The organism is Klebsiella sp. 64 (assembly GCF_018223915.1).
Taxonomy (GTDB): Bacteria; Pseudomonadota; Gammaproteobacteria; order Enterobacterales; family Enterobacteriaceae; genus Klebsiella; species Klebsiella pneumoniae.
The window spans coordinates 35,870-61,798 of sequence record NZ_JAGRQZ010000002.1; the positions used below are offsets into that span (position 1 = coordinate 35,870).

25 protein-coding genes are annotated in these 25,929 nt (G+C 49.3%); 15 read left to right on the forward strand and 10 right to left on the reverse strand.

Annotation, left to right across the window (positions count from 1 at the left end):
* Positions 1-2: 2 nt before the first annotated feature.
* Positions 3-1,271 (reverse strand): L-2-hydroxyglutarate oxidase, encoded by a 1,269-nt coding sequence (gene lhgO / locus KHQ23_RS02240; RefSeq protein WP_002889846.1) that lies wholly within the window; start codon positions 1,269-1,271, stop codon positions 3-5.
* Between the two features lie 27 nt (positions 1,272-1,298).
* Positions 1,299-2,276, reverse strand: coding sequence for a glutarate dioxygenase GlaH (glaH, locus tag KHQ23_RS02245; protein WP_004177327.1), 978 nt, complete (start codon positions 2,274-2,276; stop codon positions 1,299-1,301).
* Between the two features lie 461 nt (positions 2,277-2,737).
* On the opposite strand from glaH, the gene KHQ23_RS02250 reads away from it, so the two are divergent.
* From KHQ23_RS02250 to KHQ23_RS02260, 3 genes are all read left to right on the forward strand, one after another.
* A complete protein-coding gene (locus KHQ23_RS02250; protein WP_002889848.1) occupies positions 2,738-2,995 on the forward strand; it encodes a YjhX family toxin in 258 nt (85 codons plus the stop codon).
* Between the two features lie 57 nt (positions 2,996-3,052).
* Entirely contained in the window at positions 3,053-3,802 is a 750-nt protein-coding gene (locus tag KHQ23_RS02255; protein WP_032421046.1) for a cyclopropane-fatty-acyl-phospholipid synthase family protein, read from the forward strand.
* A gap of 271 nt (positions 3,803-4,073) precedes the next feature.
* Positions 4,074-4,538: an HNH endonuclease gene (locus tag KHQ23_RS02260; protein WP_032421047.1), complete on the forward strand. Its 465-nt coding sequence runs from the start codon at positions 4,074-4,076 to the stop codon at positions 4,536-4,538.
* Between the two features lie 190 nt (positions 4,539-4,728).
* On the opposite strand, the gene KHQ23_RS02265 is transcribed toward KHQ23_RS02260, so the two are convergent.
* Genes KHQ23_RS02265 through KHQ23_RS02285 form a run of 5 tightly spaced genes read right to left on the reverse strand, consistent with a single transcriptional unit; the run spans position 4,729 to position 10,661 of the window.
* Positions 4,729-5,463 (reverse strand): fimbrial assembly chaperone, encoded by a 735-nt coding sequence (locus KHQ23_RS02265; protein ID WP_009309773.1) that lies wholly within the window; start codon positions 5,461-5,463, stop codon positions 4,729-4,731.
* A complete protein-coding gene (stbD, locus tag KHQ23_RS02270; RefSeq protein ID WP_021441244.1) occupies positions 5,429-6,763 on the reverse strand; it encodes a fimbrial usher protein StbD in 1,335 nt (444 codons plus the stop codon). The genes KHQ23_RS02265 and stbD overlap by 35 nt, the downstream gene beginning before the upstream one ends.
* 4 nt (positions 6,764-6,767) lie before the next feature.
* Positions 6,768-9,323, reverse strand: coding sequence for a fimbrial outer membrane usher protein (locus KHQ23_RS02275; RefSeq protein ID WP_032421048.1), 2,556 nt, complete (start codon positions 9,321-9,323; stop codon positions 6,768-6,770).
* On the reverse strand, positions 9,307-10,065 hold the full coding sequence (locus tag KHQ23_RS02280) for a fimbria/pilus periplasmic chaperone (RefSeq protein WP_009309770.1): 759 nt from the start codon (positions 10,063-10,065) through the stop codon (positions 9,307-9,309). The genes KHQ23_RS02275 and KHQ23_RS02280 overlap by 17 nt, the downstream gene beginning before the upstream one ends.
* Before the next feature lie 59 nt (positions 10,066-10,124).
* The gene (locus tag KHQ23_RS02285) at positions 10,125-10,661 is read right to left on the reverse strand and encodes a fimbrial protein (protein ID WP_004183089.1); all 537 of its coding nucleotides are present in this window, start codon (positions 10,659-10,661) and stop codon (positions 10,125-10,127) included.
* Between the two features lie 476 nt (positions 10,662-11,137).
* Here KHQ23_RS02285 and KHQ23_RS02290 point away from each other — a divergent pair, with 476 nt between their 5' ends.
* The 7 genes from KHQ23_RS02290 to KHQ23_RS02320 all read left to right on the forward strand — a co-directional run bounded on the left by KHQ23_RS02290 (position 11,138) and on the right by KHQ23_RS02320 (position 16,570).
* A complete protein-coding gene (locus KHQ23_RS02290; RefSeq protein WP_032421656.1) occupies positions 11,138-11,884 on the forward strand; it encodes a membrane protein in 747 nt (248 codons plus the stop codon).
* The gene (locus KHQ23_RS02295; protein WP_026005907.1) at positions 11,857-12,357 is read left to right on the forward strand and encodes a hypothetical protein; all 501 of its coding nucleotides are present in this window, start codon (positions 11,857-11,859) and stop codon (positions 12,355-12,357) included. The genes KHQ23_RS02290 and KHQ23_RS02295 overlap by 28 nt, the downstream gene beginning before the upstream one ends.
* A gap of 58 nt (positions 12,358-12,415) precedes the next feature.
* Complete coding sequence (locus KHQ23_RS02300; RefSeq protein ID WP_077254210.1) at positions 12,416-13,978, forward strand: EAL domain-containing protein; 1,563 nt, start codon at positions 12,416-12,418, stop codon at positions 13,976-13,978.
* Between the two features lie 56 nt (positions 13,979-14,034).
* On the forward strand, positions 14,035-14,769 hold the full coding sequence (locus KHQ23_RS02305) for a hypothetical protein (RefSeq protein ID WP_023282211.1): 735 nt from the start codon (positions 14,035-14,037) through the stop codon (positions 14,767-14,769).
* Positions 14,742-15,230: a hypothetical protein gene (locus KHQ23_RS02310; protein ID WP_004183096.1), complete on the forward strand. Its 489-nt coding sequence runs from the start codon at positions 14,742-14,744 to the stop codon at positions 15,228-15,230. The genes KHQ23_RS02305 and KHQ23_RS02310 overlap by 28 nt, the downstream gene beginning before the upstream one ends.
* A 208-nt stretch (positions 15,231-15,438) precedes the next feature.
* Positions 15,439-15,975 (forward strand): Ail/Lom family outer membrane beta-barrel protein, encoded by a 537-nt coding sequence (locus KHQ23_RS02315; RefSeq protein ID WP_032421049.1) that lies wholly within the window; start codon positions 15,439-15,441, stop codon positions 15,973-15,975.
* Positions 15,976-16,213: 238 nt separating this feature from the next.
* On the forward strand, positions 16,214-16,570 hold the full coding sequence (locus tag KHQ23_RS02320; protein ID WP_011977699.1) for a DUF4156 domain-containing protein: 357 nt from the start codon (positions 16,214-16,216) through the stop codon (positions 16,568-16,570).
* 255 nt (positions 16,571-16,825) lie between these two features.
* Here the strand turns inward: KHQ23_RS02320 and KHQ23_RS02325 are convergent, their stop codons facing one another.
* Positions 16,826-17,299, reverse strand: coding sequence for a hypothetical protein (locus KHQ23_RS02325; RefSeq protein WP_004183099.1), 474 nt, complete (start codon positions 17,297-17,299; stop codon positions 16,826-16,828).
* Entirely contained in the window at positions 17,292-18,116 is an 825-nt protein-coding gene (locus KHQ23_RS02330; RefSeq protein WP_023282212.1) for a transcriptional regulator, read from the reverse strand. The genes KHQ23_RS02325 and KHQ23_RS02330 overlap by 8 nt, the downstream gene beginning before the upstream one ends.
* 608 nt (positions 18,117-18,724) lie before the next feature.
* Here KHQ23_RS02330 and KHQ23_RS02335 point away from each other — a divergent pair.
* A complete protein-coding gene (locus KHQ23_RS02335) occupies positions 18,725-19,120 on the forward strand; it encodes a VOC family protein (protein WP_004183101.1) in 396 nt (131 codons plus the stop codon).
* Positions 19,121-19,266: 146 nt separating this feature from the next.
* Here KHQ23_RS02335 and KHQ23_RS02340 read toward each other — a convergent pair whose 3' ends face one another.
* Entirely contained in the window at positions 19,267-19,629 is a 363-nt protein-coding gene (locus KHQ23_RS02340) for a RidA family protein (RefSeq protein WP_021464581.1), read from the reverse strand.
* Positions 19,630-20,422: 793 nt separating this feature from the next.
* Here KHQ23_RS02340 and KHQ23_RS02345 point away from each other — a divergent pair.
* The 4 genes from KHQ23_RS02345 to KHQ23_RS02360 are packed head-to-tail and all read left to right on the forward strand — an operon-like array spanning position 20,423 to position 25,456.
* The gene (locus KHQ23_RS02345; RefSeq protein WP_004183106.1) at positions 20,423-20,941 is read left to right on the forward strand and encodes a fimbrial protein; all 519 of its coding nucleotides are present in this window, start codon (positions 20,423-20,425) and stop codon (positions 20,939-20,941) included.
* A gap of 48 nt (positions 20,942-20,989) precedes the next feature.
* A complete protein-coding gene (locus KHQ23_RS02350; RefSeq protein WP_021464580.1) occupies positions 20,990-21,688 on the forward strand; it encodes a molecular chaperone in 699 nt (232 codons plus the stop codon).
* A gap of 37 nt (positions 21,689-21,725) precedes the next feature.
* Positions 21,726-24,251, forward strand: a complete 2,526-nt coding sequence (locus tag KHQ23_RS02355; protein ID WP_032421052.1) for a fimbria/pilus outer membrane usher protein — start codon at positions 21,726-21,728, stop codon at positions 24,249-24,251.
* A gap of 50 nt (positions 24,252-24,301) precedes the next feature.
* The gene (locus KHQ23_RS02360; RefSeq protein ID WP_172095809.1) at positions 24,302-25,456 is read left to right on the forward strand and encodes a hypothetical protein; all 1,155 of its coding nucleotides are present in this window, start codon (positions 24,302-24,304) and stop codon (positions 25,454-25,456) included.
* The last annotated feature ends 473 nt before the right edge of the window (positions 25,457-25,929 follow it).

The following is a 25,929-nucleotide window of genomic DNA, read 5'->3' on the forward strand; positions in this document are numbered from 1 at the left end:
GGTTAACGGGTAAAAGCGGCATGTAGTGTCTCCACGCTACGTGCCGCACGCAGCGTGCGTCCGGGATTGCTCTGGCTGGCCAGCAGGCTCTGCACCTTGCTGACGATATGCGCGCCGATCGGGATAGCGGAGGTGGCCGCTGGCGATGGCGCATTGCAGGTATGTATCGAACGCGCGGTGGTAACGAAGAGAAAATCGTCGATCAGCTTGCCCTGCGGGGACACGGCCTGCGCCCGCACGCCGGCCGGCCACGGACGTAAATCGCTCAGCGTCAGGCTCGGGCAGTATTTTTGCACCAGCCGCAGATAGCCGCTTCTGCACAGCGAATTCTTCATTTCGCCCAGTCCGGAGCGCAGGTTGTTTTGCAGTACCCGGCGGATGCCGGGCGAGGTGAGGATCTCCAGGGTATCGGCCAGCGAGATATCGCGCTTGCGGTAGCCTTCGCGCTTCAGAGCCAGCACGGCGTTGGGGCCGACGGTGACGCTGCCGTCGATCATGCGGGTCAGGTGGACGCCGAGGAACGGCATCGCCGGATCGGGGATTGGATAGATCAAATGGTTGACGATCTGGTTGTGCTGCGGTGCCAGCTGGAAATACTCCCCGCGGAACGGACAAATGATAAACCCGGGGTCGACGCCGAGCATTTTTACCAGCCGATCGGCCATCAAGCCCGAACAGGCGATCAGCGTCGAGGCCTCATATTCTCCGCCCTGGCGGGTGCGGATCACCACGCCGCTGGCATGTTCTTTCAGGGCGCTGACTTCGGCGTTGTAGACGATCGTTCCGCCTTTCGCTTCGAAGTTCTTCGCCATTGCCGCCGCCACTTCGCGGTAGCTGACGATGCCGCTGGAAGGGACAAAGATCCCGCCGAGCCCGGTAATGTTCGGTTCGCGCTCGCGTAGCTCCCCGGCGCTTAGCCACTCGCGCTGCAGGCCGTTGGCGGCGGTGCGATCCCACAGGGCGCGCATCCGCTCCATCTCCAGCGGTGAGGTGGCGACCAGCATTTTGCCGCAGACGTCATAGCGGATGCCGTTCTGCTCGCAAAAGGCCTTGGTGGCGCGGTTGCCGGCGAGGCAAAACTGCGCCTTGAGGCTGCCGGGCGTGTAATACACCCCGGCGTGGATCACGCCGCTGTTGTGGCCAGTCTGATGGCAGGCCGGGCCGGCCTCTTTTTCCAGCAGCGCAATGCGGGCGTCCGGGTAAATCTCAATTAACTGCATGGCGGTCGACATGCCGATGATGCCGCCGCCGATAATCACGAAATCATACATCCGCTCAATTCCTTCGCCTGAAAACCCTTATTGATGAGTCTGGTAATGATTCGTGGAATACGCAAAGTAGCCGCGCTGGCGCATCAGCTCGCGGCGCAGGTCCGGGTGCGGCGTAAAGCGGTCGCGGCCGTGCAGCCAGAACAGGTTGTTAATGAGCAGAAATTTGCCCACCGGCACCGGTATGGAAAGGATGTTTTTGCTGGTCTCCAGCGCGTCGGAGAGGCGGCTCAGCCAGGTGCCTTCTTCGAAATCTTTCGGCTGGACGAACTGGTCGATATAGCGCATTACCGGGCGGCCCTGCGAATCGACGTCGAACACCGGGTGGAAAACATCCTTGCTGACGTTTTTGCTCGGCGGCGCGGCCCAGCGCATTGGGCGGCGAGCCAGCGGGTCGCGGAAAAATTCGTCGAGATGCTCCCAGTCGTCGAGATGCAGCAGCAGGGAATTGCCGCCCTGCATGTTCTGCTCGTCGATCTTCATCATTAATACGTAGTCGGTTTGCTCTTCGACGTAGGTGCCGTCGTTGTGCAGCTCCATCACCCGGTGCGGCTGGCGCAGGTAGCTGTCTGAGTTATCGACATTTTTCACCACGAAGCGGGCGTAATACTGACCGCTCATGGCGTCGAAGTTGGAACGACCAATCAGGTGGGCGACGGCGGTGGCCAGCTTGACCATCTCCTCGGCCTGGCTGACGTGATCGATCCCTTCGCCGTTGATAAGCAGCGCGCCTTCCGCGCGATCGAGCAATGTTTTGATCAGCAACGGCTGCAGCTGATTGCCACACAGATCGTCGAGGATCTTGCCGACCTGGAAGCGTAAGAAAGATTTGTACTCCAGCGCCTGCACCGGCCACTGCGCGACCTGCTGCAGGAACTGCGTGGTCGTTTCGGCGGAAAAGGTGAGCTCCAGCAGGCGCGGCGACTGGGCGGAAGGGGTGAAAGAAAAGCCAGGGTATTGCTGGGCTACCGGCGCGGGTGTCGGTTTTACTGCGGTCAGGGCGTTCATCAGGATCGTTCCTCGCTGTAAGGTCAGGGTGATGTTCATTTCGTAGCCATAAATTAAAAATATCTACATTTTTATAAAATGCGTACGAAATGGCCTTTTTGTTTCCATTTTGTGATCTGACAACAATTATTTAACAATACGGGAGGGGGGATAAGGTGGTGGTGAAAGTTGCGGAACAGAGCGGGTGGCGGATAGCGCAAAATGGGGATAAGGCCGAGGGAAATCGTAATACCGGTCACAGTTTTTAATCTGCACAATATCCTTACCAGATGAAGGTGTTAATATTCAGCCGGTAAATACCTTTCAATGCTCACTGAGGCTTCGATGCTGGAGAATGTCATTATCAGATAATCAGTTTCCCGACCTGCCCAGGCCGGACTGATTATCGCTGCGCTTAAACCTTACGCACACACCTGCGGGTGTAGGCATGTTTTCGCACATGATAATGAACAGGTTTCAGTATGAATTTATCCCGTCAGGAACAACGGACCTTACACGTTCTCGCCAAAGGTGGCCGTATTGCGCACGTCCGCGATACCTCCGGCCGCATTACCGCCGTTGAATGCTACACCCGCGAAGGGCTGTTGCTGAGCGACTGCACCCTTGCGGTCTTCAAAAAGCTCAAAACCAAAAAGCTGATTAAGTCGGTGAACGGCCAGCCGTACCGGATCAACACGACCGGTTTGAATAACGTTCGCGCGCAAGCGGACAACCGCTGAAATAGCGACCCGGGCAGGGTCGCTGCCCGGGCGTATGGCTCTCAAGGAGAAAACCTCATGATCGATATCCCTCGCATTTTTACCATCAGTGAAAGCGAGCACCGTATCCATAACCCTTTTACCCCGGAAAAGTACGCCACGCTGGGACGGGCGCTGCGAATGGTGCCGGGCACCACCATTCTCGACCTCGGCAGCGGCTCCGGCGAGATGCTCTGTAGCTGGGCGCGCGATCATCAGATCGTCGGCACCGGCGTAGACATGAGCCTGCTGTTCAGTCAGCAGGCGGCCGCCCGGGCAGAGGAGCTCGGGGTAAGCGACCGGGTAACCTTTGTGCACCAGGATGCCAGCGGATATGTCGCCAGCCAGCCGTGCGATGTTGCCGCCTGCGTGGGGGCCACGTGGATCGGCGGCGGGGTGGCAGGCACAATCGAGCTGCTGAAGCAGAGCCTTACCCCAGGCGGCATGTTGCTTATCGGCGAGCCATGGTGGCGCAAACGTCCGGCCACGGCAGAAGAGGCGATTGCCTGCGGCGCGCAGTCACCCGATGACTTCCTGACGCTACCGGCGCTGGTCGCCCACTTTGGCGAACTGGGCTATGACGTGGTGGAGATGGTGCTGGCCGACCAGGAGGGCTGGGATCGTTATGAAGCGGCGAAATGGCTGACAATGCGCCGCTGGCTGGAGGCCAATCCGCACGATGACTTCGCACCGGAGGTTCGCCAGCAGTTGACCACTGCGCCGCTACACCACGTCACCTGGACCCGGGAATATCTCGGCTGGGGCGTGTTTGTTCTGATGGCGCGTTAACCGGCATGTCGGTAGCGTCAGGAGGCGCTACCGACCACCTTCAGACCTTCAGTTCGTCGTAGCTGACCATGACGTGTTCTGGGGTATCACAACGTACGGCCAGGAGAGTAGGGGCACAATAGAGATGAGTCGCCTGGGGGTGGATGAGCTGTGGGGGCTGGCTAGCCTTGCGATAACGCAATTTCATCCCTACAAAGGTATAATGACCATCAATATGGCGCTTGTATAAAATAATGCAGCAATTATCTTTGAATGAGAATAAGGCGCGGGAGTGGAAACGTTAGTTATTCTGGCCGTAGTCGTATGGGTACTTTTCAAACTGGTACAAAAGGTTACGAGCAAACTCTATCCTCCAGACTCGGTGAAGGTACAGGAGAAGCCCGACACAACGCCAGCGACGGATGCCTGGGGAAATTACCCTAAAGCTGAAGGGCATGTCGTTTTATTCGAGCAGTACCGGCATGAGCAGGCGCTGCGGCAGCAAGCTGCTAAAGAGGCTGATACGTTCTACCGCTCAAGGGAGTGGCGGCGTTTACGTTACCAGGCCTTCCAGCGCTACGGCAATAAATGTTGCGTATGCGGGCGCGGCGCCAGTGACGGGATGGTGATGCACGTTGATCATATTAAACCGCGTTCTCTTTACCCGCATTTAGCCCTCGATATTGCCAATCTGCAAATCATGTGCAACGAGTGCAACGTCAGTAAGGGCAACAGAGATGAGGTCGAGTGGCAATAATAAGGATAAGATGCAAATATCGCAGCAAAACGAACCATTTACTTTTAGACATTTTCCTGCGTAAAAATATATGCTTTGAGCGGAGCGTGAATTGCACAGACCGCGCCAGATAACCGCCATAACTGCTATCTGCAATAGAGTGGCTGAAGAGTGAGGCTTCTGATTCACTTTCGGTAATAAAAAATGGCGCTCAAATTTCTTTATCCATAATGGTTGCGGTATAGGTCCGCCAGTTTCCCGAATCGTTAATCACCGCATAGTCTACTGTTGACCCCACCGCTGGCATATTCGAAAGCGCGACATCGCGCTGCTCATAGGGCGCGAGCATGATGTTACCGATACTTATTCCCTTTATCGGCATGACAGCCAGGCTCATATACCACGGGGTCGGATTGGTTATCGTGATGCCCTGCGAAGCGATACTGAAGCGTAATTTCCGCTCATCGTTGCTGGTGGGGGCCTTTAAGCCGTGCGGACGAATAAATACCTTTAACCGTAATCGCAGGGGTAACACTAATTTGCGAGTGACGCTGTCTGTTGCATTCTGCTCGGGGGGGATCTGGTAAATATTAAGCCAGAAAAGGCTTTCCCGATCCCCGGGTAAACTACGGCGCGAGCTCAGCATCACACGAAGCGTTCTCAACTCATCCGGCTGCATTTTAAAGACAGGGGGCAAGACCACCAGCGGCGTGCGGCTACTGTCTGGTGAAGAGGCCGTCTCTCCGGCATCGGTCCAGACCTGTAACAGCATCGGCGTCACGCTATCGTTTGTGAGCGTCAGCGACTGGACAACATCGTTAGCAGCGAAGACGATCCGGGTTCGATCAACGTTAACCGCAGCAAACGGCGCCGGAGTGATGCCTGCCAGCAACAATAGCGCTAACAAAGCCTTACTGAAAACTAACCACTGCCTGTAACTGCGCATTCACGCTCCCTACCGTTACCGTTTGTCCTCCAAGCGCCTCAAGGGAGGCCGTAAAATCACCGTGCCAGATTTCCACCGAACCATGATCTTTTTTGCCGGTTTGTACCGTGAGCTCCTTATACCCATACCAGCCACGGGCATTGCCCGTTCCCGTACTCGTTTTGTCTGGTAACAGGTTAAGCGGCGCACCGCGCTCATCGTAAATCCGTATTCCTACTCCGGAAGCCACGCCCTTTTCGCCATAATGCGTATCCAGTAACCAGGTTAATCCGCCACCGGTGGTCGTCAGGCCCAGGCGGCGCGCGGCGGCAACAGCCGCAGGTTGGTTGACCAAAAAGCCCATGGCGACATTAGCTACCTGGGTTGTGGGGTGAGTTGAAGACATCGCGCCGGCTTCGCACTCAAGCGTTATACTGAAAGGCGCCTCGCTGCTTTCGCCAGAAGTAAGCGCTTCTGCTGATATGGTGGGGAGCAGCACTGTCGCAGGATAATCTTCAATGGTGCAAGCTGCGCCGCGAATATAGGTAACCTGATTATAGCTACTCCATGCACCGGGCCAATAAGCAGGCCAACCATAATAGCTTGAAGCATGATCCATACCTGGCTGAATAGCGGATGTTATTAAGCCCGGCCCTTTAAAGGCGATATAACCGCGCGGCTGGGTATAGAGGTCTTTGTTGATTCTGTCCGAATAAATATACTGATCCGAGGCGGCGATTTTAATCATCTCATACAGGACATTACTAAACGCGCCTGCGGGAATATAGATTGCGCGATCGTCCTGAAACCAACTATCCGCAGTAAGCTGGCGCTGCTTCCAGTAGCGGCTATAGTATTCGCCAGTACTCAGGTTAGTCATCCGTACCGCGACGTTACGTTCCGCGTCATAGTAGGCCCCTTCAACTTCTTTCGCCCGGCGTCCTCCAACAAAAGGGTTATCGGCATTGGTAGAATATAATTCGTACAGTTGCCCGGCATCCTTCAAATCACAGCGGTAAAGCACCTGTTTTGCCGAGTAGGGTGTCTGAACGCCGGCGGTAAGGAAATTAGCCACTGCGCTGGCAAGCACAGTACCTGAAGGCTGGAACTTGTTATTGGCGCTAACGCTAATGACTGACGGCAGACCAAGATGACCGATATTGTCATCATAGGCGCCGCGCCAGTAGCGCGCGGTATAACCCGCTTTAATCGCAGCCTCAGAAAGGAAACTATTATCCGTGACCTTAACGCAGTTAGCCCAGGGCGCGGTGCTGAAAAGCAGGCCAGCTGCAAACAGCAGCGTTCGGCGAAGATGACACATGAGACTATTTCCTCTCGCAGGTAGTCGTGAGATAAATCACGTTTTCAGGAGAATGCATATCGAACTGGTAAGGCACACGGCAACGTCGGTTGGCTCCTTTTCCCCAACGCACCAGTAATGAGCCAGAGGGTGTGCTGATCCGGGCATACACCTGCCCGCCTTGCCCGACCATCCCAATGACGGCCCCTTCGCTGTTCATGACCTCGGCGCCCATTGGCGGTATGCCGCCATCTGCCATTTTCACCGCGATGAGCACCGCTTTGCCGGTAATCGTTGAGAAGTTCACCCGTGCGATCGCGCCAGCATAGGGAACCACCTGTTGACTTCCCCCGGTCAGCTCAGCATCGCTGCGCATCTGCCGGGTATCGAGTGAGACGTTGTTGCGACGATAGGGAGATAGCGAGGGCAAAATGGCATACCCAAAACGGTCGATTACCGCCCCCTGACCGTTCTGTACGACGGCGCCCTGTGCGCCATCGGCGTGAATTAATGCAAACGTGTCGCTGGCGTAGGGGCCGAACGTCACGCCACCGGAATGCAACACCACGGTTCCGGAGGAGCCTAGCGCCACCTGACGATAGTCTTTTCCCTGATCGTAGCCCACGCGCAGCGCGCCAAAACGGGTGTTTTGCTGGACGTTGCCGCCAAAAGTCGTTGCTGTCCCTTCATCCCCATTGCGATAGCGATCATAGCCGCCGTAGACCGACCAGGAGAGTTCGTTCTGCTCGCCACGGGTTCCGTTCATCGACAAGGTTGAGGATCGGTTCGCGCGCGACTGGTTATAATTCATTGCCACGGAGGTCGGATTGTCGCCCCAGTTAAAGGGAATGGATAAAGTGAACGATAGCGTCGTCTCGGTATATTTTTGCCGCTGGTTCAGATCCTGCGGTTCGTTAACGCTGTGGTAGAAGCGGCTATCGTCCCAGGTGGAGCGCTGCCTGGCAAGGTTGAATCCATAACTCACTTTTCGCCACTGGTTGCTATAGCCCAGCTGCAGTTGCGTGATCCGCGACCGGTTATTGTAATAATCAGCGGTACTGGCGCTAAGATTGAGCGTCCCCAACCGACCTAACGGCTGGCTGACGGTTGCAGAAAGACGTTGGCGTTGGTGTAGGGTATCGGAGTAGTAAACAATGCTGTTGTGCTCCTGTTGCCGGACGCCAAACACATCTTCTAAATCGCGGAATCCGCCGGTTGAGTAGCGATAAGCCGCCAGTACCAGATTAGTGCCTGTGGAAAAGGTCTTGCTATAGCTGAACTCCGCGCGCCAGCCCTGCTGCCGATCGTTATGTTCCACTTGTGCGCCAGACCAGGTGGCATTCATCCCGAACGCGCCCAGACGGGTTGCCAGAACGCCGCCAGCCAGCCAGGCCTGATAATCATGCGCCAACCGCGATCCAAGATTAAGCGTGAGATGATTATTCACCCCGTGCTGCAGCGTCCCCTCAAGAAAACGGTTGTCGATGCGGTAATATTGGCGGACCTTGCCTAGAGCAAAAGCGTAGTGCCAGTTACCAGGGCGCACCGAGTCGGGAACGGCGGAATAGGGAACGGTAAAACGAGAAACCTTTCCGTTAGCCTCAATCACCTTAACCTGCAAATCCCCCTGATAGCGGGTGTTGTAAAGATCATCTATATAGAACGGGCCAGGTGGAACATGGGTTTCATAGATAACTTTGCCTAGCTGTTTGATGACCACCCGCGCGCTGCTTGACGCCACGCCATGCACCTCCGGCGCATAGCCGCGTTTGCCCTGCGGCCACATGCGCTCATCCGTGGCGAGTTTAATACCATTGAATGACAGGCTGCCGAATAAACTGGAGTCGGTATAGTTATCGCCAAATGCCATAATGCTGTCGATTGCGGTGAGTGGCCGCTGTACCCAGGTGCGCACGCGATTATAATGCCAGGCGCTACCGCTTTGGTTACTGTCGGCATAGCGCAGATTCCCCTGATGGCGGAGCTGCCACAGGCCAATATTGCTGCCAACGTTGATGCCGCTCCACAAATAGTGGTAGCGGAAGTGCTGGCTGGTGTTGTCTGTGTGGGTCCAGTTGGTGTTATGGCGTAAAAACAGCGCCAGCGCGCCGCTGTCCCACTGCGAAGGCGGGATATAGCCGCGCGGCCTGTGCATCAGCTCGCTCATCGGCAGCGTAAGCCGGAGCTGTAGCGTCGCGCTATCAAATTGCCATTCACCGCGGGATACCCAGTCCCTTAGCGGACGGCAGCTATTTTGCAGCGCGTTGTCCGGGAGCGATTTAACCTGAGCGGCCTGCATCAGCGATAACGGAAGGCAGGGCTCGGTGCGCTGTCCGCCATTGACTGGATTAAAGCGGATTTTTACGCCGGATTTTATCAGCGTTCCATTGACGATAACGTCAACCAGATACTCTCCGGCGGGGGTGTCGGGTCCGTTAACGCTCGCCATACCTTGTCCGTAAGCTGTTCCCTGCAATAGAGAGGGGTCGAAATAATATTCTTCACCGAAAGCCTGGCCAACGCAGGCTACGGCTAAGATAACGAAGATATTTTGGCGTGAGAATTTAACCTTCAGCGACATGATAACGCTCGCTTATCCTTGCACCCTGGTCGTTAACCACCGTCACAGTGACGGTACCGTTAAGTGAATTGGCGCTGACGTTTCCCGGTATCCAGAAAGTGCGACTGGAAAAAGGGGGGACCATGTCGACATTAAGCTCGCGTGAAGTACCATTTACTTTCACGCTCAGATTACTGAGTGAGGCATACCAGGGTTGCGGATTGCTGATGACAATACCGGCGCCTTTTCGGGCATTACGCACCACGGTGATGTGCAGTTTTTTCGCCAGATTACCTGGTGAACCAATGCCTTCCGGCCGATAGAAGAGTTTGATCCGCGTCCTAAGCATCACCAGCACTTTATTTTGCTGGCGGCCACCTATATTGGCTGGCGGTACCTGCAACGCGTTGAACCAGAAAACCGATTCACGATCGTGCGGCAGCGCTTTACGCTGGCTATAGACAACGCGGACAATCTGCCCTGATTTCGGTTGGATTCGAAATACTGGCGGCGTAGAGATAAAAGGAATGCCGCTCGCGTTCTCCGGCCCAATATGCAGATCGCCATTGTCAAACCAGGTTTGTACGATATAGGGAAAGTCATCGTTATTTTTTAGCTGTACATCGACTGAGGCGACGGTCGATGGATAAATAATCCGACTGCCTACAATGGTAACGCTGGCCCAGGCCCCGGTAACGGGAAAGAACAGGGCTATCAGCAGCACCAGATAGCGTAGCCCTGAACGGGGGGCATCCTTTTTCATCGCAACAACTCCATTGCTATTATAAAGGTCCGACGGCTAGCACCGGACCACGGAGAGTTTTACAGGTAGGAAACGGCGTACTGGAGAGTGGCTTCGACCGTACCAGCCGATGCTGCTCCTGTGGCGTAATACTGCGCAGTGTAGGTGGCGCTGGCTTCCGTCTCTCCAGGCTTCAGTTGTAGATCGCCTTCACCTTTGAAGCCGTTGGTCAAATTGATAACTTTATTTGCGGTATCAAGGAGTTGTACTTCAACGTTGGTCGCGTCTCCCGTATTCCCAAGATTACCGTTGCTGGTCACCTGGTTACCAACGAAGACGGTAGAGATTTTGGTCGCTCTATCGGTATTACCCGTGCAGCCGGTGAGACCAATATCAAATGTCACCTGACCTGCGACATCTCCGCCTTTCGCCAATTCCTTGGCACTCACCGTCGGCAGAATAACTACCGGTTTTGCCTGATTGCCGTTAATCGCCACAGAACAGGTTTCATCGGAAACTTCACCGCGAAAGGTAATAGTATTATTAGATATGGCTAGCGCGCTGGTGGAAATAAAAAGTGAGGCTGTTAATAAAGCCAGTGTGGTTTTCTTGAACATGGTTTTTTATTCCTTTGTTGCTATTCATTTATATATGATGAGGCTCGCTCTGCAGCTAGGGCAGATAAAGACAACGTCCTTTAGTTGATGCAAAACAAAATAGCGTCTCGCCAGGTGATTTTATTGTGCGGTTCCCGGTGATAAGGTTGCATAGCGACGTGGTCAATCGCCGGGCGGCGCCATCATGTTTTAAAGGCAAGATTACGAACCATTTTCTGAAAAGAGCTTACTGATGTGCTGAATATTCCTTAAATTTATCTTACTTGACTGGTGTGTTGATATTCAAAAAAGGTAAGAAAAATTCATAAAGGAAGCTAATCTATTGATTTGGTGAAGAGTAAGCAATAAGGGTAGCAGAGTTGATGTTAGTGACTGTGTTTTGTGAAAAGATTGCGAATGTTAAGGTGGGTGAAATCATTTCACCCTGTGTTAATATGACAGGCGACAGAGTAAGTGTATTGAAGAACGGATTTTCCATGGATGAAGAGTTGTTGTTAATCGCTAAAAAGGTGATATTTGATAGTGCCAGAATGACATTGGCTAATGGTAATAAGATTATTAAAATCTCTGAGTCGGAGACAAACCTACTTCTTGCCTTCCATCGCGGTATATATAAAAAAGAAGATATCATTGATTTCGTCTGGAAGAACCGTGCGGGTTGTGTTTCAGAATCGAGTTATTACAAGCTTATTAATCAAATGCGGAATAATTTTTCGCTCGTTGGTTTGAAAGCGGACGATATTGTTACCCGTCCACGAATTGGTGTTTCGTTGTCACAGCCATTAGAACCGTTCAAAAAACAACGTTCGGAAGCAGGCGAACAGACCAGCGATACAGCGCGGGGTAAAGACAGTCGTCAGACTCATCTCGCGGAGGGTAAAAAATTTACCGCCAAAATACATCTTCTGGTGCTGACAATGTTGTTGATGCTGTTAACGGCTATAGCGATGCTATTTCAACATGCACCTGTGCAAAATAAACACAAAAGCACCTTCAGGATGCTTGGTGATAAGGATGGCTATATCTTCTTCAAAATGGCGAGCGATAAAGTGACATTTAAGGAGGTGGTTTCGGCCTATAACACCCTGACGCTACCGCTATGTCGCCAGAACGGACATTATCTTTATTATCTCCGGGAGCCGAACATGAATCTTTTTTTGCAGTGCCTGAATCCTGTTGAAACGGCGGTACCAAAATGCATTACCATCAAAGAGCGTTACTAATTATCCTGTGTGGTCTGCTCTGCGCATGTATGGTGCTGGCAACGCAGGTGTATCGGGGAGCCAGACGCGATACGGAAGAAGTGAATAACCTTATTTGCACTGCTAAATCAAATGTTTATATAAAGTCGCGGAAATTAATTTTGAGCGGAACATTGGTGCTGGACTTGAAATCCAATCGGATTGCTATTCATTACGCCGTGCAGGATCAACAGCGGGAGCAGCGGTTATTCTTTCAGGACATCACCATCAGTGCGCCTAACCGCATTGGCCCGAAAACCTACACTTTCCGGATTGAAGCCGTACACAAATTTGATTCGGATACGACGGGGGAGATGTTTTCCTGGCTGCGTCTCCTGCAACCGGCAACCGTGAATGAGCTGACGATAAACAAAGTCGGTCAGCGAACCTATCTTTTTTCACTAAACCGGCAGATCTATAATTTTTGCACAACCAGCGGTAGCACCAAGGCATAATGGGGCTTGCGGTCAGCTATACCACCGCACATCCATTCGTGAATGAGAGGCGAAACCAGTGAAGCTAAAACTATCGTATATAATTTGTGCAGTGCTGGTGCCGCTGGTCATGATGATTACGTTAGCACTGCTGGTCAGTGTCCTGCAGTTTAAACAGGATGTCGCCCTGAGTGCGAAAACCTTATTACGTTTTAGTGAAGATGTCTCAACTGCTTCGTGGCGGGTCACCGGGCAAGCCGTAAAATTAGCGGACAGGCCCTGCGCTGAAATTTTGTCGGAGCTTAACCGTACCCGCGCCTTTACTCCTTATATTCGTGATATTGGTTTGCTGGAAAAGGGCAATCTGCTCTGTTCCTTTGTTAGCAGAGAGCAGGCGCATCCTTTTCCTCTGCCACCAGGTAAAACGCTCCCAACGCCGCTACCTGCCAGGTGGGTTCGCTCATTTAGCTGGATGGCCGGTGGGCCTGGCAGGCCCGCGGTGGTTTACACACAGCAAGTCGCGGCGGATAAAGCGGCGTTTGTTATCGTCGATTCTCGGTATGTCCAGGAGCTGATGGATGTACTCTCAGAGGAGAGAGAGGCCGTTTTCAGCCTGAGATTTGGCAAAGGCGATGCCATTATCAGTCAACCAGCACAGTATGATCGAATAGTGATGACCCAGAATTACGTTACTGACGACGGAAAGATTTCTCTTACCGTCGCTGTGCCTCTTGGCACATTGACGGCAGTTTGGATGAAATCTCTGCTCATTTTTATCCCTCTCTCGTTTTGCTTCTCATTTTTGACCCTGGTTCTTTACCGGCATTGGTCGAAAATGCGGATGTCCATGGCGCGAGAAATTATCCGCGGTATGAAAAATGCGCAGTTCACGGTGCATTATCAACCAGTATTTAACGTCAACCGCGGTAATTGTGGTGGGGTAGAGGCATTAATGCGTTGGCCTCTTCCCGATGGTCGTTTTATTACACCCGACATTTTCATCACCGCCGCAGAAAACGAAGGTATGATCGTTCCGCTTTCGCGGCATCTGTTTAAGCTCATCGCCGAGGATGTCGAAAGGTGGCAGGTCGCCGAAGGCTTTTATATCAGTGTTAATATTTCGCCTGAACACTTGGTGCATGAGAGCTTTATTGAAGACGTTGAGTTGTTACAGGCAAGATTAGGCAATCTGCGTCTGATGCTGGAGCTCACCGAACGCAGCCTCATTGTACAACCAGCTCTTGTGTCAGATAAGCTGATACGGCTACGTGAGAAAGGCATATTGATAGCGATAGACGATTTTGGTACCGGCTACTGTTCGCTTTCTTACCTCCAGCAGCTACCCGTTGATTATCTGAAAATCGATCGTACTTTTGTCGATACGATTGATACCAGCGGTAGCGACGTGCCCATTCTGGATACCATTATCATGCTTAGCCATAAACTCGGTCTTAATATCGTTGCGGAAGGCGTGAGTTCAGAACATCAATTGAGCTATATTCTCGATCATAACGTAGGATTTATACAGGGCTATCTTTACGCAAAGCCTATGTGTTCATCTGATTTTACGCGCTGGCTTGATACGCGTGCCAATGAGCAAAATGACAGGATTAAATGCAAAAAATGTTCAATAAATCAGTAACCACTGAGGTAACATAATGGTTTAACCTGAACGACGCATTCTTAACAGAAGGTCTTATGAGTAAGAAAAAATACCTAATTGATAAGAAAGTCATTCTTGATTGCGAAAAGATGACGCTGTCGTGCGATCGCGAAAGCTTGAGAATTTCTGAATCCGAATGCAATTTGCTTATTGCTTTCCATGAAGGGTTATTTAAGAAGGATGACTTAATTGCCTGGGTATGGGGACGAAAAGGCGTTGTGGTTTCCAGTGCGAGCTATTATAAATTAATCAACCAGTTACGCGGTTCATTTGAAAAGGTCGGCCTTCCCCCTTCAGCGGTATTAACGCGTCCTAAGGTCGGCGTAACGCTCTCGGTATCCATCGAATCATTGCCTGATGCTTCAACACCCGCAATGCAAAATATCGCCAGCGATACCGTTGCGCCAGTTGCAGACGCGTCGCCAGAACCAACGCAAATTTCTCAGTTTACCATCAGGAAAGAATGGTTTTTTTTAATCGGCGCAACGTTATTCTTGCTGGTAATGATTTATATATACCACAACAGTAAGCCAGATTATTTTTCTGAATTGGGAACCTATAACGGATATACCTTTTACGGTGTTACAGAGGATAACCGTACTCTTGAGGATGCGGTGGGGGCTTTTTCCGAGTTGAGCCCGCAAGTCTATAAGCAAAATGGCAATTTTATTTATTATATTCGTGTCCCTAATACCAATATTTTTGTTCAGTGTCTGAATCAACTGAATGTTTCGGAGCCCAAATGCATCACTATCAAAGAACGGTACTGAACAGCATTACGCTGCTTATCCTGGCGGTATCCTTCGCGTTACTGATTTTACATGTACGTCAACAACGCTACCCTTTATCAGATTTGAACGCTTTTTTATGTACTACCAGGACGGTAACCTCAGTTCAACCGGGTAATTTTCACGCTGATGGCAATATCGTCCTTGATTTCAAAAATAAACGCATTACGCTTCAATATGACATCATCACCGCACAGCAGATAAAAAAAGTGTTGTATCGCGATGTATATATAAAAAACCTGAAGATGCCGGGGGCCGGAATTTATACATTTGATGTTGATTCGGTAAAGGTATTTTCTACTGATACTGCCGGTGATTTTTTAGCACATTTTCGCTTGCTGCACCCCGGTGCCGCCAATGAAATAAGAGTCACCAGAGTCGGTAATAGCACCTATTTGTACTCAATAAATCGTCAGATATATAACGTTTGTACCTTGCAGTGAACCTGGGTTTGCGTTGCTAATAGGTTTTTATCCAGTAATATCAATTGCTTACTAAATCATACTTTTTCTGAAAGTGACGGTAAAATATATGTAAGACTAATTTCATGATTTTCTCTCGATTTTTATGGTTATATTGCTGCCGCAATCGGTCTTCTACGGTGATTGCTTGTTGATAAGCATTGAGTTATTTACCAGTAAGGAGCTTTACATGCAGCGTATTTTTTCACCATGGATTATGGCAGCACTATTCTTTTCGCCCGCATTAGCGGTAGCGATGGAAAATCATACCCTCTCGGTTGGCTATGCCCAAACGCACCTTAGTGCGTTAAAGAACTCTGCCAGTAAAGATCTTCGTGGCCTCGCACTAAAATATCGTTATGAGTTCAATTCTGACTGGGGGGTATTAACCTCTCTTACCGCCACTCGTCATGAAGTACAAAATTACAAGTGGGACGCGGGGAAGTTACATAAAGATGGGGATAATACTACCAGCTATAGTTCGTTAATGATTGGACCGACCTATCGGTTTAATGACTATATTAGTTTGTATGGTAATGTCGGCATGGCAGAAATGAAGATAAAAAACCGGGATAATCATTCCTCTTCAGAAAATGCCTTTGCCTATGGAGCAGGCGTTATTTTTAATCCATTAACGAATCTTTCCCTTGGCCTCTCATGGGAAACGGCCAAATTACTTTTCGTTGATACAAATACATTTGGTGTGAGCGTAGGTTATCGTTTCTAATACCTAAAACGCCTCTGTTTATGGCAAGGAATACATTATCTCAAAAAAATAAAATATCATGACGACGATAAGAGATATTATGGACCCTTAAGATAGTTATACTTGATGGTTGTTTAAAACTTAAATCTCCCTGGAGTTCCCTGGGAGGTGTGTTTTATTGCCAGCACAATGCGCCTCAACATTCGACTGGTTTCGCAACTATTGGATTATTTTTAGCAGAATTGATTAAGGTATTAACATGAACAAAAAAATGGTCTTTCTGGCCGCTTTTATGCTAACAGCTTGTAGCGCTAACTCCTTACAACATGGCGCTGAGGGAGTACGTATAACACATAACGAACCTGATGCTTCGTGCACCTATTTAGGGGACGTGACTGGTAGCCAGGGTAATTTTTTCACGGGAGGATGGACGTCAAATAGCAACCTCGAGACGGGGGCCCGAAATGATCTAAAAAATAAAGCGTGGAAAATGGGGGGGAACGTCGTGGTACTGTTAACCCAAAGAGCGGGTCAGACCGGTAGCGTCTATCATGGCACAGGTTCAAGCCAGCAAACAAACGTTACATTAAGCGGCACAGTTTATCGGTGTCGGTGATAATATCTCTATCTTGATAACCTCCTGAGGATAATGCAGGTAGTAAAGTTTAAACTATGCTGCCTGTTCAACACCCCTTTCTTTATAACTATATAGCGAAGTGGTTAGTAGCGGTGTCATCGACCCATCATTTCTGTCGGGGAATGTTTATTGCCTGACTGATAGCGTAAACCTGTGGCGATTCAGACCACTTAATGGATGACTATGCCCAAAAAATAGCAGGTGATGAGTCACCCTGACAAATCATCCATAGCTTTAGTTAGCGCAATACAGTAGTGGCCTTGAACCAACTTTTATCAGGAAGCTATGTTCATTTTGTTTTGAGATGATATAGCTTATTTTTTCATCCGGATAAACGTAAAAATCTGGCAGGATGGTGGCCAGGAACGTATCCGATACAGAATCAATGTTACCGTATCGGTTTATTTCTCGGGAGTGGAAATGATGAGATTCATGATTTTTGACCATATCATAAATGACGTCTCTTCTGATGTGGCCCTGCAGTTTCCCTCCATCCAGATAACTACCGCTGACCGCAACAGTGCCCTTGCTTTCATCAAGCGAATACATGAAATTTAACGTCAAGTTAGTTTGTGTATTACCCTTGAACACGACGAGCGATGCCGTGCACTCTTCCTTATGATGTATTTTATCATTCAGTAAATTATAAAAAAGGCCCAGTAGAGCGCCAGAAATAAAAAAGCCAAAAGCAAATTTTATTCTATTCATATACTATTCCACGAAAAGAGAGAGTAACACATCCGGCAGAAACCTTCTCGCTGTAACTTTTTCTGCAAATAAAGACTATAAATCCGGGAGACATTTGCGACATCGAAAAATAAACGAAGGGATACTTCTTACAATCAAGTCCGGATTTGAATATCAAAGATTTATAATAGTTAAATTTATCAACTTTAGCATGGTTATCATCTTTGGTATAAAAATGACACCCGCGATCGTTTTCAACCAATGTATAGCTGCTAAAAAAAGGTTTTTCATCATGAAAATGCCAAATGTAATGAAAAGACAAACAACCCGCCAGTAAACTTAACAGCATGATCAAGAACGTTGTAGCCTTTGCACCGATGTTTTTTCTGGTGACCGTTTGCACGATATCACCAGGCTCTGTGGTCGGATTTTTTTCAGCGACGTCATCCTGGCTTATGAAGGTGATGTCATTGTAATTTTCTGAATTCAAAGGTTTTTTATCCATCCTCTCAACGTTAACGTTAGGATTGATATGAAAGCCTTTACGCGGAACCGTCACGACTATCGAATTATCCGTTTCCCCGACATCGCGCAGTCCGCGCCTGACTATCGATATGTTTTGATACAGGGTATTTGCCGGGACCAGAATCCCTTCATCTTCCCACACTTTTTTAAAGAAAACTTGCTGACTGACCAGTTCCGGAGTGGCTTCCAGTAAAAGAACAAGACAGTGGCTTGCCGGGGCCGTCAATGTGACGCTTTGAGCCGGGTTTTTCAACGAGATTAACCGCTTATTTTCAGGCCAAAATTCTATATTTTTGTTTATGATCCAATACATATGCTATACGCGGCTTATATGTTAAAAGAGATTAAAGGAGTAAGGAGGTAATCGGTGTTGATGGAATTACGATCATTATAGCTAATTATATGATTGAGAAAACATATGTGACTCCTTAAATTTTAATACTTCGCTTTTCCGTCCTGTCGAACGCCGCATAAAGCACCATCATCCTTTCGCGTATTAGCTGGGTAACGGTCGTAAATTCGCTGAACTCTGGGATAAACATCTGCATTTAAAACGCAATAAACCTAGTAACTACAATTGGTTATTGTCTAATCTATGCTTTTTTTGCCAGCATCCAAGAGCATCGTCATCCTTAGCGTAGAAAGCCTGGCATCGGGATAACGATGGTTTCGTGTTAAACAAGATGTTTTTTTGCTGATGGGAACCCGTAGCCCTCTTCTTGCGTGATATAAGAATCGTTTATCATGTCTGCCTGGCACGTAGGGGCGGCGCCGGTGCAGCATTTGCTAAGGTTGGTCATTAGTTCTGTTTTATTTATTATAACCACCATTATTCAAGGTTTTTAATGTATTATTTAATTTCTCATTCAACAGGTGTTTATTATATCGTGGCTATGTTATGATCAAAAAAAAGGAGGAACTATGTTTTCTTATATTATGCTGGGAACCAATGACCCTCAAGCTTCATATAAATTTTATGCGCCTTTGATGCGTGTGCTTGGTCATCCTCTGGATGGGCGTAGCGAAAAAGGCGCCGCATGGGGAACATTCAAAGATAACCATACTACCGGATTATGCGTTGGCATGCCGTTTGATAATCTACCCGCCACTCGCGGCAATGGCGTTATGGTAGCGCTGAACGCGGTATCCGTTGACATGGTCCAGGAACTTTATCGATTAGCGATAGAGAATGGAGGAGAGGATGAAGGTCCACCAGATTATCGTCCACATTACGGCGCTGATTTTTATAGTGCTTACGTACGCGACCCTGACAAAAACAAAATCGCTTTTGTTTTTTATGACGCGTCTAAAAGATAGAATACCTAAAACGGTTTCCTGCGGATAAAACTACCTCTCCCTGTGATACTCATTTGTTTTAGCGGTCTGGGAAGCCGTTATAATGGCTTCCCGCTTGAATAACTGAATGGTATATCTCTGCAAAATCACTGATGAGGCATCGGGAGTTACCGGCAGGCAATCGCGTCAAGCTGAAAGAGCATACCCGCAGCTCCTCCATCATGGGCAAACTCGGTTTGGATAGATTTTCTGGCTGGATAATTGCCGTTAAATCTTTGGCGCATGATCTTTTCCATTATTGGGATATTCCACACGTCCCTAAACAAAGCATCAATTTTAACAACTGACTCCAGCGTCAGGCCGATAGCGTTAAGCCTTTCACTCAAGTTATCGAAGGCACCATTTATCTGTTCCTCGATAGGTTTTCCGATGTTCCCGAGACAGTAACTCACAAAGACCAGACCACGGGTTTCGACCACACCGGATATTGCCAGGCTTTCATTGACTTCGTGCCTTATAATAGTAACCATTATTAATCCCTTTAAATTTAATAGACTAAAAGGAAGACTGGTTGCAATCCTCAAGTGCATGCCAAACTCATATGTTCGATAACGTATTATCCCCAAAATGCAACATAGTAAATTCTTGATTTCCTGTGTTAGGGATAAATTTGTGACCTGGGGATTAAATATATTTTAACTTGAACAAATCATCTCACTTAACGCTGAACACGTCACGCTCTGCCACATGAAACGCCCTTAAAAAATCTTAAAGGTTCTTAATTATTACTTAAATTCTTAAGAGTCTAAGTTTTAACTTGTTGATTAATAAGGTTATGGTGCGTTTTATGTCTGGCCATTCAATTATTGGCGTGAAGGGGGCGTGAGATATTAATGGACACCCGGCGAAATTTTTTTTTGTTAATAACACTTTAAATTTGAATGCGTATTTAAACGAAATAATAACATGACGGTTAAGGCTGTAACCAATAAAAACTCAACCCTCAAAGGAGCGCTTGCTATTTTGAAAATAAAAAAACAAGGTAAAAGAAGAGGTAATGACATTACGCATTGTGATAAATGTACATCGAGCCCTTTTACACAATCGTAAAAATCATGGCGCATCTTTTATAGGCTGGAAGAAGGATTTTATCAGGCGCTAATGATGCACAGTTATAAATTCTTAATAAGACGTTTTCAGGTGCATGGCAATAACGTGGGCGTTATGTTGCTGCTCAAGGCCATTCATATGATATGGCTCTGCAACACTTTATAGCAATATGCCCCGAAGCACCTCGGTGGCTTATATTAAGGATAATGATGTATGAAAAAATTATCAGCAGCTGCGTTTGCATTTGGTCTGTTATCTGTGTCTGTATCTCAGGCATTGGCGGCGGATGCCACCGTTAACTTCAGCGGAACCATTCTTCAGGAAGCCTGCAGTGTAGATACTTCAGACAATACTGTTAACGTTCAGCTAGGCACCTACGGTGCTGCTCAATTCCCGACGGTAGGGACAACGACCCTTCCTGTTCCTTTCGCCATCAACTTAACGGGTTGTCCGGCTTCAGGTGGCCCGACGGCTGCACTGGTGACCTTTTCAGGGGCCGCGGATGCGGCCGGTGACCTGGCGTTGACCGCAGGCGGCGCATCGGGCGTTTCCATTAATATCAAAAAAGCAGATGGTACCAATATTGATATTAACTCTACCGATTCCGGTATTGCACTGACTAGCGCTACGACCCAACAGCTCCGCTTTACCGCTAATTACATCAGTACTGCGGCTTCTGTCACCGCAGGCGCGGCTAACGCCGTCGCCCAGGTAAACATCTCGTATATGTAATTTTTGACATGCAGCGGAGGTGGTAACACCTCCGCTACCGGAGTATTAATGAAAGCGTTACTTGTTTTATCTTTAATGACGTCATGTTTGATTTTTTCAATAAATAGTCATGCGGCGGTTTCGGTCGGCGGGACCCGCCTGGTTTTTCATGGTGATGAAAAAGAAGCATCGATTACTGTAAGCAATACGAACAAGGGCATTCCCGTTCTTATTCAGTCATGGGTGGACGAAGGGGAGAATAGCAAAGCTAAGGCCCCGTTTATGATTACCCCACCATTGTTTCGTCTTGAGCCCGGCCAGGACAATACTTTGCGCGCGGTTTTTACGGGGGCAAACCTTGCGCAAGACCGTGAGTCATTATTCTGGCTAAACATTAAGACGATCCCTTCAGTTAAAAAAAACGAGGTACAGGCAAATACATTGCAGTTGGCGATCAAAAAAAGGCTGAAATTTATTTATCGTCCTTCAACTGTAAAAGGCTTGCCTGAAGAAAACGCGGATAAACTTGTCTGGAAAAAAATCGGTAACCAGATTCAGGTGACTAACCCAACGCCGTTTTACATGAACTTCAGCGTCATTACGGTGGGCGGAAAGACGTTTAAACCCACCTTGCCAGAGCAGACCTATGTGGCACCAGCAACAGAACGGCTATTTACCATTCCTGCAGGAGCAGTCGGTAACACTATTAGCTGGAAAATAATTAACGATTACGGTACGAGTGGCAAAGAGTTTCACTCAAAATATTAATTTCTTCTGATTACATCTGATTAATGGGTATGGAATTTTGGGTCAGTTCAATTTCAATATGAAATATGCATGCCTCTTGATGATGTCTGTGCTATTCAATGCTCCAGCCATATCGTTTGCGGATGAGTTTTTTAATCCTGCTTTGCTTGAGGTTCGCGAAGGAGAAGGTGCGCCGACGACAGACCTCTCCGTATTTGAAGTCGTCAATGGACAGCCAGCGGGAAACTACCGGGTAGATATCTACGTCAATAACGAAATGGTGACCGCAGATGCCCGCGATGTGATGTTTTCAAAGAACCAGGATGGGAAGCTGGAGCCCTGCGTCACGTTGGCAGAACTCAGCCAATGGGGAGTTGATACGGCCTCATTTCCAGAACTCGCCGTCAGTGATAGCGAATGCGCCAATCTTGCGGGCATCCCTGATGCATTTGCCGACTTCCAGTTTAACCGCCAAAAGCTGAATCTGAGTATCCCTCATGCGGCAATGAATACGCGCAGCCTGGATGAAGTGCCTATTGAACGTTGGGATGAAGGTATTCCAGCCCTTCTCCTCAATTACAACATGAATAGCTATCAGAGCCGATATAAGGGTGCAGAAACTTACGAAAGCACGTATTTGAACCTGCGTCCCGGTCTCAATATCGGTCCCTGGCGTCTGCGCAACTACACCACCTTTGAGCATAGTAATCAGAGTGGAAGTAAATGGGACAACGTCTATAGCTATCTTCAGCGGAATATTGTCTCTTTGCGAAGCCAACTGACGTTAGGCGACAGTTCAGCACCAGCTGATGTCTTCGATAGCGTGCCGTTTCGTGGTTTTCAGATGGCCTCGGATGATGACATGCTGCCTTCCAGCGTACGTAACTATGCGCCTGTGATTCGAGGGGTTGCCCGCAGCAATGCTCTGGTCACCATCCGTCAGAATGGTTACGTTGTCTATGAGACCAAAGTGGCGCCGGGGGCGTTCGAGATCTCCGATTTGGCCTCCACCGGAGGAGCAGGCGATCTTGACGTGACCATCAAAGAAGCCGACGGCAGCGAGCAGCACTTGCGCATCCCCTACGCATCTTTGCCTGTTCTACAGCGTGAAGGTAAGTTTCGCTATAGCGTTACGGGCGGTCAATTCCGCGCCTACGATTCTCACACGGAAAAAAACCTGTTTGTTCAGGGCACCGGAATTTATGGCCTTCCGTGGGGCTTTACGCTCTACGGCGGCGTGCAAAACGCAGGCAATAAATATCAGTCATATGCGTTGGGGGTGGGTAAGAATATCGGTAGCTGGGGCGCCTTTTCCGCCGACGCCATCCATTCCCGATCCATGTCGACCGATGCCGGCAGGCAACAGGGCCAGTCGCTCCGGGTACGCTATAGCAAAAATTTCCTGCAGACGGGAACAAATTTTACCATCGCCGGCTATCGCTATTCCACCTCCGGATTTCGCTCGCTGGAAGAAACGCTGGGTACCTACCGTAGCGATAATAACATTCCTTCTTATATCACCGATCGCCGGCGTAACCGGGCTGAGCTGTCGCTGAATCAGGATCTTGGCGATAACTTTGGGGCGTTGAATGCATCCTTGATCAGCGAGGATTACTGGCAGAACGAACGTAACAGCCTGTCGGCAAATCTGGGCTATTACAAAAATTTCAACGCGATTGGTATCAGTCTGAGCTACTCCTGGAACCGGAATACCGGGCTCTATGGCCATGCCGAACAGGATAATGTGGTCTCCTTTGAGATCAATGTGCCGCTGGATAAATTCCTCAACCGGACATACGCCTCATACGGGACAACCCATGCGAGTGGAAACGGAACCAGCCACAACCTCCGACTGAATGGTTCAGCCTTTGATGATGCCAGTCTTGACTGGGGGATAAACGCGACGCTTGCGGGGCGCAGCGAACAACAAGTCGTCGGGGGTAACGTCAGCTGGAAGGCAAGCCACGGAACGTTAAATGGTTCCTACAGCCGCAGCCGCGACAGCCAACAGCTGGGGTATGGCATAGCCGGTGGGGTAGTGATTCATGAGAATGGTATCACGCTGTCCCAATCCCTGGGTGAAACCATTGGTTTAGTTAAGGCTCCTGGCGCAGAAGGCATTGGCGTCAATAACTACGCCGGTATCTCTACGGATAGTCGGGGTTACGCGGTTGTTCCGTATCTGACCCCCTATCGCCGCAATGATATTAGCCTGAATAGTAAAACCCTGCGGGACGATACCGATATCACCTATATGACCAATAAAGTCGTCCCCACCCGCGGGGCTATCGTTAGAGCAGAGTATAAAACCGCCATTGGCCACCGTGTCCTGATGACGTTAACGCGGCCTGGGGGTAAACCGGTCCCCTTTGGCGCGATGGCGTCGCTGCTTAAAAGTGAAGAAAACGCGTCAATTGTCGGTGACGGCGGAGAAGTTCTGCTGAGCGGTTTACCGCAAAAAGGGACGCTGCAGGTGAAATGGGGGAATGGCCAGGGGCAGGAAACCACCTGTCGGGCGGATTATATAGCCCATAAATCTGCTGGCGCGTCCGGTCTCTGGAACGCGACGAGCGTCTGTCAATAACTCTGCGCCCTTGAGCAAAGTAAATAGCCGTCCTTACGAGGAAGAATAAAATGAAGTGGTTTGTTTTTATGTTCGCGGCAATCGCGGCGACGCTGATGGTCACCCCTGAGGCTAATAGCGGATCGTTTGATCCGGTAACTGGTGCTTATACTACGGATCCGATAACCGTCACGCTGACGCCAAAGACCGTAGCTGTCAGCACGTCGGTAATCGCGAATGGTGAAAGGGTTTACTGGGCCACTGATAAATATCCCCAAGGAGCAGGTACGTTTTACTGGGGATCGCATACCTACACCTTGGAAAGTGCCTCTGACGTCACATTAGCCATTCCCGGTATAAATGCCAGCGGAGTCTGTACTGCAACCGGCAGTGGTACATCTCTTACCATAAACGGATGTTTTTCCTTTTCACATAATGGCACGATCTACATGGGAAAAAGCGCCTCTTGTAAATCCTTTTTTAGTTTACTGAGCAATTTAAGTTCTTTAACGAATTTTGGCGATTTTGTCGCACTTACTCTTGGCCCTGGTACAAACACTATCCAGTTGAACAAGACAGGTATAACAGACGTCAATACTACCTCTTTCACCTATCCAAGTACGACTCGATCAACAAGTTACCGCTGGACAACTTACGATATAAATCTACAGGCAACACTATCTGCCAAAACGCCGCCTTATACCTATCTTTACTGCAGCGTATCGCAAGGCCTCCGGGTCATAATGACCACTGGGGGAGTAGTTTCTTATCCTTTTGCGATGGTGCCTGCGGCCAGTAAACCCGCTTATTCCCCGACGATTAGTTACTCGCCAGCGCTCCCTATCATCAATACTATCGCCGTAAATATCCGTAATATCACCGCGATTGACATTCTCCCAAGGACGGTATTTAACACCGGGACTATCTCCGCCTGGCGCACAACCTATATGGAACAACCGCTTACCGTAACCGGGCAGGGGAATATCACCCGCGATTTTGGCGCATCCCAGAACTTTAACGTTCTTGAATCCTGGACCTGCGCGACAACAGGGCAAATCGATTTTCGAATAATGCGCGACAATACCAACGCCAACGTCTGTTCGGGGGCGACCTATACCCATCCGGTGCAGACGCCACAATCGTTGACGGCGCAGTGGAAAGCGCAAAGTTCGACCGCATCAGGCGCATGGAGCGCCAGGGCTACGGTGACCTTTACGCTGCCGTAGAGTATTGGCTTAATCGTAACGCCCGGCATCGTTTTATACTGGCGATCTCGCCGATGGCACGAGCGCGCCTCGCCTGTCGCTCAAAGAGAATGACCCTGACACGGCGGCCAGCAGTGACCGCCGCGCTGCGTTTAAGTTATACCCAAAACAATATGCTAAAAACGGTTAAAACGACAATACAAGCGATATTCAAAAACAGGCCGCCATGCATCATCTTTGCCTTTATCCCAATCGACCTGTTCACTAGTCATTTCAAAGGTTCCCTTAAGTTCCGGCCTGAATAAGAGGTAAAGAATCGCAATAGCGACAAGCAGTAAAACGATCATTGCCGGGAAACCGCACTTCATCCAGTCAAAAAAGGAGAGCCCCACCTCGGCGGCGGCAATCGCATTCGGTGGACTGACGCCATCCCGCCGATGAGAAAAATTTTTTTATTTAATAAAAACAGGGGGATGTTGAAACGGGATGCATTT